Genomic DNA, 14817 nt, shown 5'->3' on the forward strand with positions numbered 1-14817 from the left:
CTGCTTCTTGCCCCGCGTTAACCCAAGTCAGCTCTCCCCGGCCCGGCCCCAACAACGCTAGACTAAAGCCTTGTTGGCCATCCGTCCGGCTACAGAACCATCACATTCGGGAGCTGATCTTGTCATACATTGAACCGGATCTGGCGATCTACGCCGGGCCTCGTGCCTATCGTCACATTCAAAACCAGGGTTTGCATGCCAAAGATATCAGCACACTAATTGGCAGCGCGGGCGGGCCCAAGGCGTTGGCCTTGACCGGGCTGGATCAGTATCTGTTTGGGGACTGGCTCAACACACATGACGAACCGCTGTGGTTGTTTGGCAGCTCAGTGGCCTCCTGGCGTTTTGCCTGCGCGGCTCAACACGATCCGTACAAAGCTTTTGCGGACTTTGCCCAGCTCTATATACACAGTCCCTTTTTACCCAACTCCACGGTCGCGGACATTACCCGGTCTACCCAGACTATGCTGAAAACGTTCCTCGGGGACGCCGACTCACAAGCAGCAATCCTGAACCACCCGCGCTATCGCTTCGCCATTACCGTGGCACGCAGCAAAGGCTGGGCAGGCTCCCGCAATCAAAAACAGCTTGGCGCAGCCCTGCTCGGCTGCATGGTCGGCAACTATGTGCACCCGGCCATCCCGCGCTGGTTCTTTGAGCGGGTCATCGTACACGACACCCGCAGCCCCTTGCCCATCCACGGCAAGCATCACGATCAGGCTCGCTACGCGGCACTGGATCAGCACAATCTGTTCCAAACCTTGGCTGCCAGCACCGCCATTCCAATGGTCATCGACGGTGTTGATGCCGCTCATAACTGGCCCGCCGGGCTCTACCGGGATGGGGGGCTGGTGGACTACAACTTTTGCGCACTGGATCTGGACAGCCCTGGCCTGACCTTGTTTCCCCATTTCACGCAAAAAATCAGCGCCAGTTGGTTCGACAAATACCTGCCACGCTGGCAGAAGGCCCGTCGTCCCCACAGCCTGGATAATCTGATTTTGTTATGCCCTACGCCCCACTTTTATCAGCGTCTGCAAGACCACAAAATCCCCGATCGTTCCGACTACAAGCGTCTGTCTGATGCAGATCGACGTCTGGCCTGGCAACACGCCGTTGAACAAAGCCAGCGCCTGGGCGAGCAGTTTGCACAGTGGGTCGCTGCGGACCAGCTTGCCCAGGTGGTGCGTCCCCTGCCCTTCCCATAACTGGCGCTTGCCAAGCCAAAAGGACAAGTCAGCTCAAAACTGATAGCGCAAGGACGCCATCACATTACGCGGGGCGCCGTAGGTATGACTGCTGTACGCCAGGCGATAGGTTTTGTCGAAAATATTATTGAAATTGACGGTCAGATCCGCCCGAGGCGTAATGGCATATCGCGCCATCAGATCCACCACCGCATAGGCTTTCTGTGTGTTGGTTTCACGGGCTACGCCGGTCAGTTGATTATCAAAGATCTTGCTTTGCCATTGCACAGAGCCTCCTACCGTCAACTTATGCCACGCACCGGGCAAGCGATAAGTCGTAAACAACTTGACCTGATCAGCCGGGATATCCGTCTTGATCTTCTCGCCATCAGCACCACGGAAGCGGTAATGGGTATAGCCGGCGCCCATTTGCCAGCCAGGGGCAAGCTCGCCATTGATCTCGAACTCAATCCCCTCAGAGCGCGTATTGCTGGCAGCGGTGTACGCCTGGGCACCGCTAGGCGTCAGTTCTTTGCCATCGACGACAGCCAGATTGTCCTTGCGAGTCTGAAACACCGCCAACGATGCGGACGCCGCCTCCCCAGGGAACAAATACTTAACCCCTACCTCGTAGTTAGTACCTTGTTCAGGATCCAGATAATTACCGTCTCTGTCCTGGCTGGACTGAGGATTGAAGATTTTCGTATAGCTGGCATAGCTGGCCCACTGCTCATTCCAGTCGTAAACCAGACCGGCATACGGAGTAAACACACCATTCTCTTTGCGTAATCTCGCATTGGAGTGATCCTTCCAGTTGGTGACTCGTCCACCCGCAATCAAGGCCAATTTGTCCGTCAAGCGCAGGCGCGTTGCGGCATAAGCCCCCCACTGTCGCGCACGCTGATTATCCGGTCCGGTAATTTTCAAGTCCGGGCGCGGCACGTTACGGTCAAAGTCTTTGATCTGCGCAATAGGGATACGCTGACGCGCATAAGCCGTGTCATGCCGGGAAAGCTCGTAGTAATTGGCGCCCAGCATAACGTCATGCCCTTGTCCCCACGCCTGAAACCGCCCTGTAATGGTTATGTCGGCCGTATCTTGAGTCGGTGTTTTTTCGTTGAAACCCGCCGTCATGGAACCGCGTCCCTGCGGGGTCGGTGCCGGAGCGGCAACACCATACAACTGCTCGTTATTCAGCCAAGAACGCCCCATCGCCATTTGAATGGACCAGTCGTCGTTGAATTCGTGTTCAAGTTGAGCAAACGCCATCGTTCGGCGCTGTTTGCTGTACGCCCATGCTGCCGTCGCAGAATCGCTGCGATCCCACTGCACCAGATTTCCGGCCGTATCCGAGACACTGAATGCGTGCATGCTGGATCCATCGTAACGATTATCCATGTGCTCAATGCCTAATCTGGCTACCGTTCGCGCCCCCAGATCCGCTTCGATCACACCATAGAAAACGTCCCGTTTACCCTTGTAGCCTTCCTTCCAGGAACGAGACTGATCATAGGCTGCAACCAGGCGCCCCCGCACAGAACCACTATCGTTGAGCGGACCTGAAAGATCCGCCATGCCCCGATACCGGTCCCAGGTCCCCACCCCTGCTGAAACCTGTCCTTGAAACTCGGCTGTTGGCCGTTTGCGCTGCATCATGATGGATGCCGACGGCTCTCCGGCTCCACTGAGCAGGCCGGTCGCACCACGCACAATGACGACATTGTCATAAATGGCAGTGTCCATGACACTGACCCCGCCATAACCTTGCAAGGCAGCAGCCGTCGTAGGCACCCCATCAATCACGTAATTCGTGATGTTGAAGCCACGCGCCTGAAATGAGGTGTAGCCTGCGCCGTCATCACCATATTGCTGGCGACTGACACCGGGACTTTGCTCCATGACCTGCCCCAAGGTATCCAAACCTTGGTCTTCGATACGTTGTCGCGTAATAACCGTTGCAGACTGAGGCAGCTCCTGTAGTGTCATTGGCAGCTTCAGAATCTGAGGAACGGCCTGCTGCTGATAGCTGCCTGTCCCCTCTGACTTCTCATTTTGAGCCCGCACTTTGATGGATGACAGGGTGGATACCTCTTGAGGCGTTTCCTGAGCCTGCGCCGCGCTCATCAAAAGCCCCAAAACCATAGAGTACCCGCCAGCCCAAACCACTACTTTCATGACTTCCCCTATTAATTAAATACGAATTGTTCTCATTATTGTAATGCGAACAAATTATTTTTAAACACGAACATTCGTAAAAAACAGGAAGGTACTCAGACACGAAGTCACCTCGTTCTCAAGACACAACCACTCTCAGGAGACAAACCCGTCGGTCGGTCCATGACGTCCAGACCTCGCTTAAGTGCATTTATCGATTTACCATGACAAGTTCCGATCACAACCTCCCCCCCGAGCACTATGGATACTCCTATTCGTCTGACCCAATACAGTCATGGAGCCGGTTGCGGCTGCAAGATCTCTCCCAAGGTACTGGACATTATCCTGGCCGGCAGTGGTGCCCAAAACGTAGACCCGAATCTGTGGGTAGGCAATACCTCGCGTGATGACGCGGCTGTCTACGGTTTGAATGAGGAAACGGGCGTTGTCTCGACCACCGACTTTTTCATGCCCATCGTGGACGATCCCTATGACTTTGGCCGCATTGCCGCGACCAACGCCATCAGCGACATTTACGCTATGGGCGGCAAGCCCATTATGGCGATTGCCATTCTGGGCTGGCCCATCAATGTGCTGTCTCCCGAAGTTGCCCGTGAAGTGGTGCGTGGCGGTCGTGCTGCTTGCGATGCCGCTGGCATCACCCTGGCCGGTGGCCACTCCATTGACGCACCCGAGCCTATTTTTGGTCTGGCTGTAACCGGCGTGGTCAATAAAGGCCAGTTAAAGCGTAACGACACGGCCACCGAAGGGTGCCAGCTCTATTTGACCAAGCCGTTGGGCATTGGCGTGCTGACCACCGCCGAGAAAAAGGCCAAACTGCGTCCCGAAGATCAAAACCTGGCGCGCGACTGGATGTGTACGCTGAACAAACCTGGCAGCCGCTTTGCACAACTGTCTGGCGTCAAAGCCATGACGGATGTAACCGGCTTTGGTCTGCTGGGCCACCTGATCGAAATGGCAGACGGCAGTGGCCTGACGGCCCGTTTGAACCTGGACCGTGTGCCCCTGCTGCCCGGCATCGAATACTACCTGGAGCAAGGCTGCGTCCCCGGCGGCACACAACGTAACTTTGACAGCTACGGCCACCGCATCGCCCCCATTAGCCAGGAACAAATCAATATCCTGTGCGACCCGCAAACCAGCGGCGGTTTGCTGGTCGCGGTAGAACCTTCTGCCACCGCCGAATTTATAGCCACGGCTGCCGAGCTAGGCCTGCAACTGCAAGCCATCGGGGAGTTCATCCCTGCCAAAACCCACGCCGTCGAAATCGCTTGATGCGCCCTGATACCCACCACTACCGCGAGCTGTTCCTGAATGATGCGCCTTTGATGGACGCTCGCGCTCCCATCGAGTTCAGTAAAGGGGCCTTTCCTGGCGCATTGAACCTGCCACTAATGAACGATGAAGAACGTCATCAAGTAGGAGTCTGCTACAAGCAACATGGTCAGGAAGCGGCTATTGCATTGGGCAACAAGCTGGTCAGCTGCCAGATCAAGGAAGAACGCCTGCAAGCCTGGGCGCAGTTCACGCAAGCCCATCCCGACGGCTACTTGTATTGTTTTCGGGGTGGTCTACGCAGCCAGATCACACAAACTTGGCTACGCGAAGAAGCAGGCATTCGATACCCCCGTGTCGTAGGTGGCTACAAGGCCATGCGCGGCTTTTTGCTGAACAATCTGGAGCAGACTGTCAGCAGCGCCCGCTTTCAGATTCTGGGGGGCATGACAGGCACCGGCAAAACCGATGTGTTGCAGCAGCTTGATCACAGCCTGGACTTGGAAGGCTACGCCCACCATCGCGGCTCCAGCTTTGGTAAACATGCCACTGCTCAACCCAGTCAGATCAACTTTGAACACCGCCTGTCCATTGCCATGCTCAAGAAAACAGCGCAAGGGCATCAAGGCTTTGTGCTGGAAGATGAAAGCCAGACCATAGGTCGCTGCAGCCTGCCGCTGAACCTGTACCGAGGGATGCAGCAGTGGCCCCTTATCTGGCTGGAAGACAGTCTGGAAAACCGCATTACCCGCATTGTGCGCGACTACGTCCAGAATCTGCACGCGGAATTCACACAGCAGTCCGACCCGCAAACCGGCTTTGCCCTGTTTGCCGAGCAACTGCGACAAAGCCTGTCCCGAATCACCAAGCGATTGGGTCATCAACGCTACCAGCAGTTGGCAGCCATCATGGATGCCGCCTTACAGGAACAGGAACGCAGTGGTGCGCTGGACGGCCACCGGGAGTGGATTGGAGACTTGCTGACGCAATACTACGACCCCATGTACAGCTACCAACGTGAACAAAAAGCCGATCGGGTCATTTTTCAAGGTGATGCCGACGCAGTCCTGAATTATTTGCGTCGCCACGGCTAAATCACACCTTAGGCCCAGCCCACCAGGCTTGCCATCATTTATCGCAGATCAGCGACAGACTGACACTGGCCCGCACCCACTCTTGTCAGAATCTGTCCTTGCTCTGACACAAAGAGCAAACAAAGGGTAACCCCTACCATCTCGCAAGAATCTTGTTGCAGGTGGTAAGAAATGACGTCCCTCAATCGCTTGGCCCGGCATGTCCAGTTGCGTACTATCTGGCTCCTGCTTTTCCTGCTGGCAGCCTGTCTAAGCAGCACTTCCGCACACTCCAGTTCGCGCATTGCCCACTTCCTGCCGGACATTGCCCTCAACGAGATCTTCCCCACTGCCACCCACACCAGCGAGCCCGCAGGCACACTGCCTGTTGCCAGGGTGTTCAAGGATCAAGAACAGCTAGGGTATGTGTATGTAACGACCGATATCGTCAACACGCGCGGTTACTCCAGCTTCCCCATCGACACTCTGGTCGCCATGAGCATGGATGGCAGCATCGTCGCCGCCAAGCTGCTGGAACACCATGAACCCATTGTGTTGATCGGTATCCCGGAATCCCGGGTCGAAGCCTTTATTCAAGGCTATATCGGTCAGAACTACATCAAGAACCGTCCCAAGCCCGGCGCACCGCCACCCGTCGATATCATCAGCGGTGCCACGGTGACCTTGATGGTGGTGGGCGACAGCATCATGCGCTCCTCCCAATTGGTGGCCCGGCAAGAGGGCATAGGCCAGCCTGCCGCCCCCGCCACAGCACCCGTGGCCGTCAAGCGCAGCATCGATACCAGCAATCACACGATTTCCAGCTGGGACGAGCTGCTCCAAAGCGGAGCCATCCAACGTCTGCACGTCAGCGTGGCCGACATCAACCAGGCTTTTATTGATAATGGCCGTACAGAAGCTGCCGCCCATCCGCAGGAAGGCGATCCGCAAGACACCTTTATTGATCTGTACGCCGCCTTGGTCAGCGTGCCTAGCATCGGGCAAAGTCTTTTGGGCGAGGCCGACTACAACTATCTGCAGCAAGAGCTAAAACCCGGCCAGCAAGCGATGCTGGTGTTGGGCAATGGTCTGTATTCCTTCAAGGGATCGGGCTATGTGCGCGGCGGGATTTTTGATCGCATCGAAATCATCCAGGATCTGGACAGCTTTCACTTCACTGACCTGGACCACCAACGCCTGCCCGGCGTAAAAGCCGCCAATGCGCCGGATTTCAAAGAAGCCGCCCTGTTCAAGATCCCGGCTACCGCCACCTTTGATCCTGTCCTGCCCTGGCGACTGCAACTGCTGGTACAGCGCGTCCTGAGCGTCAAAGACAAAGCCTTTGTCACGCTGAGCCTGAACTACCAGCTTCCTGATGCCTATTTGACGGCGCCCCCTCCCGCTGCAGTTGCCCCGGAAGCCGCAGAGCACGATGAGCTGGAAACCGCCAACCAGCCTTTGTACAAGCAAATCTGGGCCGGCAAGAAAGTACAGATTGCCGTGCTACTACTGTCCTTGCTGACCCTGGGTGGCGTCTTTTTCTTCCAGGACACGCTGACCAAACACGAAGTGTTCTACCAGCGCTTTCGCATCGGTTTTCTGCTGTTCTCCCTGGTATGGATTGGCTGGTACGCCTCGGCCCAGCTATCGGTAGTGAACGTACTGACGTTCTCCCACGCCCTACGCACCGATTTCCGCTGGGAATACTTCCTGATGGATCCACTGGTCTTCATCCTATGGATTGCCACCGCCATCTCTCTGATTTTCTGGAATCGGGGCGCTTTCTGTGGCTGGCTCTGTCCCTTTGGGGCGCTACAAGAACTGGCCAACAAGCTGGCCCGCTTCCTGCGCATTCCCCAGATCAAGGTGGCTTACAGCGCCCATAAACGCTTGGTTTCCATCAAGTACGTAATCTTCATTGTGCTGTTTGGCGTTGCCCTGTACGACATGGCCGTAGCCGAAAAGATGGCCGAAGTCGAACCCTTCAAGACCGCCATCATCCTGAAATTCATCCGCGACTGGCCCTTCACGATCTTTGCCGTGCTGCTGCTGATTGCCAGCCTGTTTATCGAACGCTTTTACTGCCGCTACCTCTGTGCGCTAGGTGCAGCCTTGGCCATCCCCGCCCGCCTGCGCATTTTTGACTGGCTGCGGCGCTACCCCATGTGTGGCAATCCCTGCCAGCGTTGCGCGACCGACTGCCCCGTACAAGCCATCGAACCCGAAGGCCCGATCAATCCCAATGAGTGCATCCAATGTCTGAACTGCCAGATGCTGTATCACCACGAGAAAAAATGCCCGCACCTGATTCAAAAGATCGCCAAACGCAAGCGAGATAAGCCGGCTCCCGTCGCCGTTGCCAGCTCGCTGCAAGACGATGCTGCTGCCCGCCCTACCGTGCGTCCACGCAGCGTAGACAGTACTGATTCCACCCCCGCCACGCCGTGAGACGTCTGGGCGCGTCCCAGCGCCAAGTCGGTCACGTCATCACACACAAGGAAAATCACACCATGTCCGAGAACAAGCAGGATAAACAAGGTTTGAGCCGCCGCGCCTTTCTGGGCACCGCCGCCTTATCCGGCGCTGCTGTGGTCAGCGCCACCCACATTGGCAACGCCTTGGCCGATACCAAAAAAGCGCCGAACGGGCAAAATGCTCACATCGAGCCAGGCGAGCTGGACCAGTACTACGCCTTTAACTCCGGCGGTCAGTCTGGCGAGATCCGCATCATGGGGCTGCCCTCCATGCGCGAGCTGATGCGCATCCCGATCTTCAATATTTGTAGCGCCACCGGCTGGGGGATTACCAACGAAAGCCGCCAGATCATGCGCGCCAACCTGACGCCTGAAACCCTCGCTTTTGCCGATACCTTGGGCGGCATTCTGCCTAACGGCGATGCTCACCATCCCCATATGTCCTTTACCGACGGGACCTACGACGGGCGCTTCATCTTCATCAATGACAAGGCCAATAACCGCGTGGCTCGCGTGCGCTGCGATGTCATGAAGTGCGACAAAATTATTGAAATTCCCAATGCCGACGGTGTACACGGCCTGCGTCCCCAACGCTACCCCCGCACCGGCTATGTATTCTGCAATGGCGAGCACATCGTCCCTCTGCCCAATAACGGCACGATCTTTGGCAACCCCAAGGAAAACTACTTTTCTGTCTTTACCGCCATTGATGGCGACACCATGGAAATCGCCTGGCAGGTGATCGTAGACGGCAACCTGGACAACTGCGACGCCGACTATCAAGGCAAGTACGCCTTCTCCACCTGCTACAACTCCGAAAAAGGAGTGGATGTCGGCGAGATGAGTGCCAACGAGCAAGACTGGGCCGTGGTGTTCAACCTCAGGGCCATTGAAGACGGCGTCAAGAAAGGCGATTTCAAGGAGATCCAGGGCGTCAAAGTGCTGGATGGCCGCAAAGGCTCACGCTACACCCGCTATATCCCCGTGCCCAACTCCCCGCACGGTTGCAATGCCAGCCCCGACGGCATCCATGTGGTCTTTAACGGCAAACTCTCGCCCACTGTCACCATGATTGATGTGCGCCGCCTGGACGACCTGTTTGCCGACAAGATCAAGGCACGCGACTGCGTCGTGGCAGAACCTCAACTGGGCCTGGGCCCGTTGCACACCGCCTATGATGGCCGTGGCAATGCCTACACCACCTTATTCATCGACAGCCAGATCGTAAAGTGGAACATTGCCAAGGCGATTGAAGCCTACCAGGGCAAGGACGTCGATCCCATCATCCAGAAGCTGGACGTGCACTACCAGCCCGGACACAACCACACCACCATGGGCGAGACCAAAGAGGCCGATGGCAAGTGGCTGGTGTCACTGAACAAGTTCTCCAAAGACCGCTTCCTGAACGTAGGTCCACTCAAACCAGAAAACGATCAACTGATCGATATTTCGGGCGACGAGATGAAGCTGGTTCACGACGGCCCAAGCTTTGCCGAACCGCACGACATGCTGCTGGTTGCCGCCGAGAAGGTACGACCCAAGCGCGTCTGGACCCGCGACGACCCCTGGTGGGACGGAGCGCGGAAAATGGCCGAGAAAGATGGTGTCACCCTGGAAGGTGCTTCCAAAGTCATCCGTGATGGCAACAAGGTACGGGTCTACATGACCGCCGTAGCGCCCGTGTTCTCCGTGCCCAGCTTCGAGGTCAATCAGGGCGATGAAGTCACTGTTGTCGTCACCAATATGGAAATGATCGAGGACTTGACCCACGGCTTCACCTTGTCCGGCTACGGCGTAGCCATGGAAATTGGACCGCAGCAAACTAGCTCGGTCACCTTCACGGCCTCCCGCCCCGGTGTGCATTGGTACTACTGCCAGTGGTTCTGCCACGCCTTGCACATGGAAATGTCCGGTCAGATGAATGTGAAACCCAAAGCCTGACGGTGACATGACGTCTTTTCACCTGCTCCCCACCCGTACACGGTGCTTGTGCCCAGCCTCTGGGCGCAAGCTGGCCTTCAAGCGGTTGACGGTCCTGGCCCTGGCGGCCAGTGCCCTGGCTGCCGTTCAAGCGGCCACCATTGAAGTGCCTGCCGATACCGCGCTGCAAACCGCCATCGATGCTGCCCAGCCCGGCGACATCCTGGTGTTGGCCCCCGGCACGTATCAGGGCAATATCATCGTGAACAAACCTTTAACGCTTCAAGGCCCCAGCAACCGGCAAGCCGTGTTGATGGGCGAACGTGAAGGCCGCACGGTGTGGGTGCAGGCGGAAGATGTGCAGATACGTCAGATTACCGTGCGTAATTCCGGCTTGAGCCTGCCCGACATGGATGCGGGCATCTTCCTGGATAAACCCGCCCATAACGCCCTGATCGAACACAACGACATTCTCGACAATCTGGTGGGAGTTTACGTTTGGGGGCCCCATAACGCACTGGTGCAACACAACACCATCGTGGGCAATAAAGAGCTGCGTTTGAACGAGCGCGGCAATGGCGTGACGGTCTGGAACTCCCCCGGCTCACGCATTTTGCACAACGATATCTCCTGGGGTCGCGACGGGATTTTTTCCAATGCCAGCCGCGACAATGTCTTTAGCCATAACCGCTTTACCCAACTGCGCTATGCGGTGCACTACATGTACACCAATAACAGCGAAGTCAGCAGCAATGTCTCCATCGGCAATGACATTGCTTATGCCCTGATGTTTTCGCAGTTTCTGACGGTACGTGAAAACATCAGCATCAACAGCACACATCAGGGCTTGATGCTCAACGCCGCCCAACAATCGACCATTACCGACAATATCGTGGACGGGGCCGAGAAAGGCGTTTTTCTCTACAACGCCAACTTCAACAAAATCTCCGGCAACCTGGTTCAGAACACCCAGATCGGGGTGCACTACACCGCCGGTTCCGAAGGCAATGAAATCACGGAAAACGCCTTCATCCAGAATCAGAACCAGGTGAAGTATGTCGGCACCCGCTACCTGGAATGGTCCAGCAAGGACCGGGGTAATTACTGGAGCGATCACAGCGCCTTTGACCTGAACGGTGACGGCATCGGTGACACCGCTTATCGCCCCAATGGCCTTGTTGAACAACTGGTCTGGCGAGCTCCTTCGGCCCGCGTGCTTTTGAACAGCCCTGCCGTCTCTATTGTGCGCTGGGCGCAAACCCAATTTCCCGCCATTTTGCCCGGCGGCATCATCGATAGCGCACCACTGATGCGTGCACCCGACAATCCCGTCTGGGAGCGTTACAAGGCCAATCATGACTCCATCCAATAACGGTCCCGCTCCGGTCGCGCTGGCCAATGTCAGCAAGCTGTACGGCCAGCAGCGCGCCGCCAACGCGGTGAACTTCGAGCTTTATCCCGGCCAATGCACCGTGCTGGCTGGCCACAATGGTGCGGGCAAAAGTACCGTCATCAAGTTGATTCTGGGCCTGATCCGCGCCGATGAAGGCAAGGTCACTTTGCTGAACCACGACGCCAGCTCGTCCCAGGCTGCCCGACTGCGAACCCATATCGGCTACTTGCCCGAAACCGTCGCCCTGCACCCTGCCTTGACCGGCACCGAAACCCTGGCGTTTTACGCCCGCCTGAAAGGGCTACCTACCCGTGACAACCAGGCTTTACTGGCCCGTGTCGGCATTGCCCAGGCTGCTCACAAGCGCGTGGGCACCTATTCCAAAGGCATGCGCCAACGACTGGCACTGGCCCAGACCTTGCTGGGCAAACCCCGTGTGCTCTTACTGGACGAACCTACAACAGGCCTGGACCCAGCCTCCCGCCTGCTGTTCTACGAAATCGTGCAAGAACTGCGCGATGCCGGTGCCACCATCCTGCTCAGCACTCACGCCCTAGCCGAAATGGAGCGTCTGGCAGACCGCATCATCGTGATGCAGCAGGGGAGCAAGATTGCCGATGGCACCTTGTCCGAACTGCGCCAACACGCGGGCTTGCCGGTACGTATTCGCCTGACTGTGGAACGAATCCCCGATCCTGTTCCGCAACACTGGGATGTCATCGGTTCCCGGCGCCTGGAGCGTCACTGCACCGAAGCCGAAAAAATCCAGATCCTCCGCCAGGCCCATGCCATTGCAGGATTGACCGACCTGGAGCTGGAGTCCCCCGGTCTGGACGAGCTGTATGCGCACTTTTTAAAGCGCGAGGATTACTAAGCCATGAACCCTGTTCTGATCATCATCCAAAAGGAAGTGCGCGACGGACTGCGCAATCGTTGGGTGCTAGCGGTCACCCTCTTGTTGGCGGCACTGGCTTTGTCTCTGGGCTTTCTGGGCAGTGCCCCCACGGGCAGCGTCAAGGTAGACCCGCTTACGGTTACCGTGGTCAGCCTGTCCAGCCTGTCCATTTTCCTGATCCCGCTGATTGCCATGCTGCTGTCCTACGACGCCATTGTGGGCGAAATCGAACGCGGCACCATGTCCTTGTTGCTGAGCTACCCCGTCCATCGCTGGCAGGTTCTGGTCGGTAAATTTCTGGGCCATGTCCTGATCCTGAGCCTGTCTACCGTCGTGGGCTACGGTCTGGCAGGGGTCACGTTACAGATGGCGCATGGCGGCCTGGACTTCAGCGTCTGGACGCCCTTTCTGGCCATGATGGGCGCCAGCATTCTGCTCGGTGCCAGCTTCTTGTCCTTGGGGTATTTCATCAGCACCTTGGTCAGAGAACGTGCCACTGCGGCCGGGCTGGCCATCGGTATCTGGCTGTTTTTTGTAGTGATTTATGACATGGCGCTACTGGGTATTCTGGTCGCTGACCAAGGTGCCATGATCACCGCCTCCTGGCTGAACATCATCCTGCTGTTCAACCCTACGGACGTGTACCGCTTGCTGAATCTGACCGGCTACGAAAATGTTGCCATGTTTGCCGGCATGGCCGGTTTAAGCGAACAGGCTCGCCTACCTGCCAGCGTCTTGATGAGCGTTCTGCTGCTGTGGATCGCCGTGCCTTTTGGTCTGGCCAGCCTGGCCTTCAACAAAAAAGCATTATGAAAAAACTGCACACCCTACTCTTGCTGTGTCTGGGCCTGATACTGGCTGCCTGCGGTCAGCCCGAACCCATACAAGCCCCACCGCCACCCGTCGTCCAGATTCCCCAAACCGCCGTGGGCCACTACTGCGGCATGTACTTGTTCGAGCATCAAGGCCCCAAAGGGCAGATTCTTCTGCGCGAACGCGAAGCACCACTCTGGTTCACCACCATACGCGAGGTTTTCGCCTACACCTTATTGCCCGAAGAATCCAAAGCGATTGCCGCCACCTATGTCCAGGACATGGCCCAGCGCGATCAGGACGGCCTGTTTCCCGAACAAGCCTGGATACCGGCACAAGAGGCCTGGTATCTGATCTACAGCCGCTATACCGGCGGCATGGGCACTATCGATGCCCTGCCCTTTAGCCAGGAGCGGGCCGCCAAGGACTTCCAGCAACAACATGGCGGCCAACTGGTTCGCTTTGCCGACATGCCGGAGAACTACATCTTTGGTGCGGTCGCACTGCCCTGAAACGCTTATCTTCCTGATCCCAGGTACTTGCCATGACTTCTACTCCTGTTTCCCGTCGTCGTTTTATCGGCATTGTGGCCGCGACCAGCGCCCTGACTGGTGTGCCATGGGCCGCCAAAGCGATGCAAGCGGCCACTACCCCGCTCAGCTCCTGGCAAGGTGTGGCTTTGGGTGCGGACGCACAACTTCATATCCATCACCCCGACCCCGCGTTTGCACAGTTGCTGATAGACCAGGCCCTGTCCGAAGTACAACGTCTGGAGCGAATCTTCAGCCTGTATCAAAAGGACAGCGCCTTGCGCCGCTTGAACCGCGACGGCTATCTGAAGCACGCTCCCGGTGATCTGACACGACTGCTGCTGGAGTCAAAGCGCATTAGTGAACTCACGGATGGGGCCTTTGACCCGACCGTGCAGGTGCTTTGGGATCTGTATAGCCAAGCGGCTCAACGCAGCGACACGGCTTCCATTCCCGACGCTGCCCAGATCAAGCAAACGCTGCAGCAGGTTGACCACCAAGCCATTCACATTCAAGACGACACTATTGAACTACAACGTCCTGGCATGGCCTTGACGCTGAACGGGATTGCCCAAGGCTACATTACCGATCGCATCACCGAGCAGTTGAAACAGGCAGGCCTGGAACACGCCCTGGTTGATATGGGCGAGATACGTGGCCTGGGTATGGCTCCGGGTAATCGTCCCTGGCGCGTCGGCCTGGCAGGCGATCAAGCAGAGCCTGTCAGCTTGTTGCGACTGGATGTGCACAATCAGGCGGTCAGCACCTCGTCTGGATCAGGCACGGCACTTAGCCGCGATGGCACTGTTACTCATCTGCTCAACCCTGCCAATGGTCAGGCCCGACCTTTGTATCGCAGTGTCTCTGTCGTAGCGGGAAATGCCACCATTGCCGACGCCTTGTCCACGGCGTTCTCATGGATGTCGCCACAAGAGATTACGCGGGTTCTGGCAAGCGACCCCGGTTTGCGGGCATGGGTACTGCCCTACGATGGGAATCAACTGATCGCCCTGCACTCGTAAACACCAAGACAAACCCGCTTACCGGCAGACGCTCAAGCCCGATAAAGCCTCGTACAATGG

The 14817-nt window shown here is 57.1% G+C and carries 11 protein-coding genes; 10 read left to right on the forward strand and 1 reads right to left on the reverse strand.

What is annotated here, in order from left to right; genetic code table 11:
• Window positions 1–119: 119 nt before the first annotated feature.
• Window positions 120–1208, forward strand: a complete 1089-nt coding sequence (locus OKX01_RS17155) for a hypothetical protein (RefSeq protein ID WP_230019364.1) — start codon at window positions 120–122, stop codon at window positions 1206–1208.
• A 33-nt stretch (window positions 1209–1241) separates the two neighbouring features.
• On the opposite strand, the gene OKX01_RS17160 is transcribed toward OKX01_RS17155, so the two are convergent.
• Window positions 1242–3362 carry a TonB-dependent siderophore receptor gene (locus tag OKX01_RS17160; protein WP_230019365.1) on the reverse strand — a complete coding sequence of 707 codons (2121 nt, stop codon included), beginning with the start codon at window positions 3360–3362 and terminating at the stop codon, window positions 1242–1244.
• 240 nt (window positions 3363–3602) lie between these two features.
• Here OKX01_RS17160 and selD point away from each other — a divergent pair, with 240 nt between their 5' ends.
• From selD to OKX01_RS17205, 9 genes are all read left to right on the forward strand, one after another.
• Window positions 3603–4637, forward strand: coding sequence for a selenide, water dikinase SelD (gene selD, locus OKX01_RS17165; RefSeq protein ID WP_094197948.1), 1035 nt, complete (start codon window positions 3603–3605; stop codon window positions 4635–4637).
• Window positions 4637–5731: a tRNA 2-selenouridine(34) synthase MnmH gene (mnmH, locus tag OKX01_RS17170; RefSeq protein WP_264672152.1), complete on the forward strand. Its 1095-nt coding sequence runs from the start codon at window positions 4637–4639 to the stop codon at window positions 5729–5731. Before selD ends, mnmH begins: the two co-directional genes overlap by 1 nt.
• A 171-nt stretch (window positions 5732–5902) precedes the next feature.
• On the forward strand, window positions 5903–8158 hold the full coding sequence (locus OKX01_RS17175; RefSeq protein WP_264672153.1) for a NosR/NirI family protein: 2256 nt from the start codon (window positions 5903–5905) through the stop codon (window positions 8156–8158).
• Window positions 8159–8220: 62 nt separating this feature from the next.
• Window positions 8221–10125 (forward strand): TAT-dependent nitrous-oxide reductase, encoded by a 1905-nt coding sequence (gene nosZ / locus OKX01_RS17180; RefSeq protein WP_264672154.1) that lies wholly within the window; start codon window positions 8221–8223, stop codon window positions 10123–10125.
• Window positions 10126–10132: 7 nt separating this feature from the next.
• Window positions 10133–11476 (forward strand): nitrous oxide reductase family maturation protein NosD, encoded by a 1344-nt coding sequence (locus tag OKX01_RS17185; protein WP_238988606.1) that lies wholly within the window; start codon window positions 10133–10135, stop codon window positions 11474–11476.
• On the forward strand, window positions 11460–12371 hold the full coding sequence (locus OKX01_RS17190) for an ABC transporter ATP-binding protein (RefSeq protein WP_264672155.1): 912 nt from the start codon (window positions 11460–11462) through the stop codon (window positions 12369–12371). The genes OKX01_RS17185 and OKX01_RS17190 overlap by 17 nt, the downstream gene beginning before the upstream one ends.
• A 3-nt stretch (window positions 12372–12374) precedes the next feature.
• Window positions 12375–13205 (forward strand): ABC transporter permease, encoded by an 831-nt coding sequence (locus tag OKX01_RS17195; RefSeq protein WP_264672156.1) that lies wholly within the window; start codon window positions 12375–12377, stop codon window positions 13203–13205.
• A complete protein-coding gene (locus OKX01_RS17200; protein WP_264672157.1) occupies window positions 13202–13717 on the forward strand; it encodes a nitrous oxide reductase accessory protein NosL in 516 nt (171 codons plus the stop codon). Before OKX01_RS17195 ends, OKX01_RS17200 begins: the two co-directional genes overlap by 4 nt.
• 32 nt (window positions 13718–13749) lie before the next feature.
• Window positions 13750–14757, forward strand: a complete 1008-nt coding sequence (locus OKX01_RS17205; RefSeq protein WP_264672158.1) for an FAD:protein FMN transferase — start codon at window positions 13750–13752, stop codon at window positions 14755–14757.
• The last annotated feature ends 60 nt before the right edge of the window (window positions 14758–14817 follow it).

Origin of the sequence: Alcaligenes sp. SMD-FA (genome assembly GCF_025960365.1) — a bacterium.
GTDB lineage: Bacteria > Pseudomonadota > Gammaproteobacteria > Burkholderiales > Burkholderiaceae_B > Alcaligenes > Alcaligenes aquatilis.

Coding starts and splice junctions, on each gene's coding strand:
- OKX01_RS17185 (WP_238988606.1), top strand. CDS start 10,133: ATGACGTCTTTTCACCTGCTCCCCACCCGTACACGGTGCTTGTGCCCA.
- OKX01_RS17160 (WP_230019365.1), bottom strand. CDS start 3,362: ATGAAAGTAGTGGTTTGGGCTGGCGGGTACTCTATGGTTTTGGGGCTT.
- nosZ (WP_264672154.1), top strand. CDS start 8,221: ATGTCCGAGAACAAGCAGGATAAACAAGGTTTGAGCCGCCGCGCCTTT.
- selD (WP_094197948.1), top strand. CDS start 3,603: ATGGATACTCCTATTCGTCTGACCCAATACAGTCATGGAGCCGGTTGC.
- OKX01_RS17175 (WP_264672153.1), top strand. CDS start 5,903: ATGACGTCCCTCAATCGCTTGGCCCGGCATGTCCAGTTGCGTACTATC.
- OKX01_RS17195 (WP_264672156.1), top strand. CDS start 12,375: ATGAACCCTGTTCTGATCATCATCCAAAAGGAAGTGCGCGACGGACTG.
- mnmH (WP_264672152.1), top strand. CDS start 4,637: ATGCGCCCTGATACCCACCACTACCGCGAGCTGTTCCTGAATGATGCG.
- OKX01_RS17200 (WP_264672157.1), top strand. CDS start 13,202: ATGAAAAAACTGCACACCCTACTCTTGCTGTGTCTGGGCCTGATACTG.
- OKX01_RS17205 (WP_264672158.1), top strand. CDS start 13,750: ATGACTTCTACTCCTGTTTCCCGTCGTCGTTTTATCGGCATTGTGGCC.
- OKX01_RS17190 (WP_264672155.1), top strand. CDS start 11,460: ATGACTCCATCCAATAACGGTCCCGCTCCGGTCGCGCTGGCCAATGTC.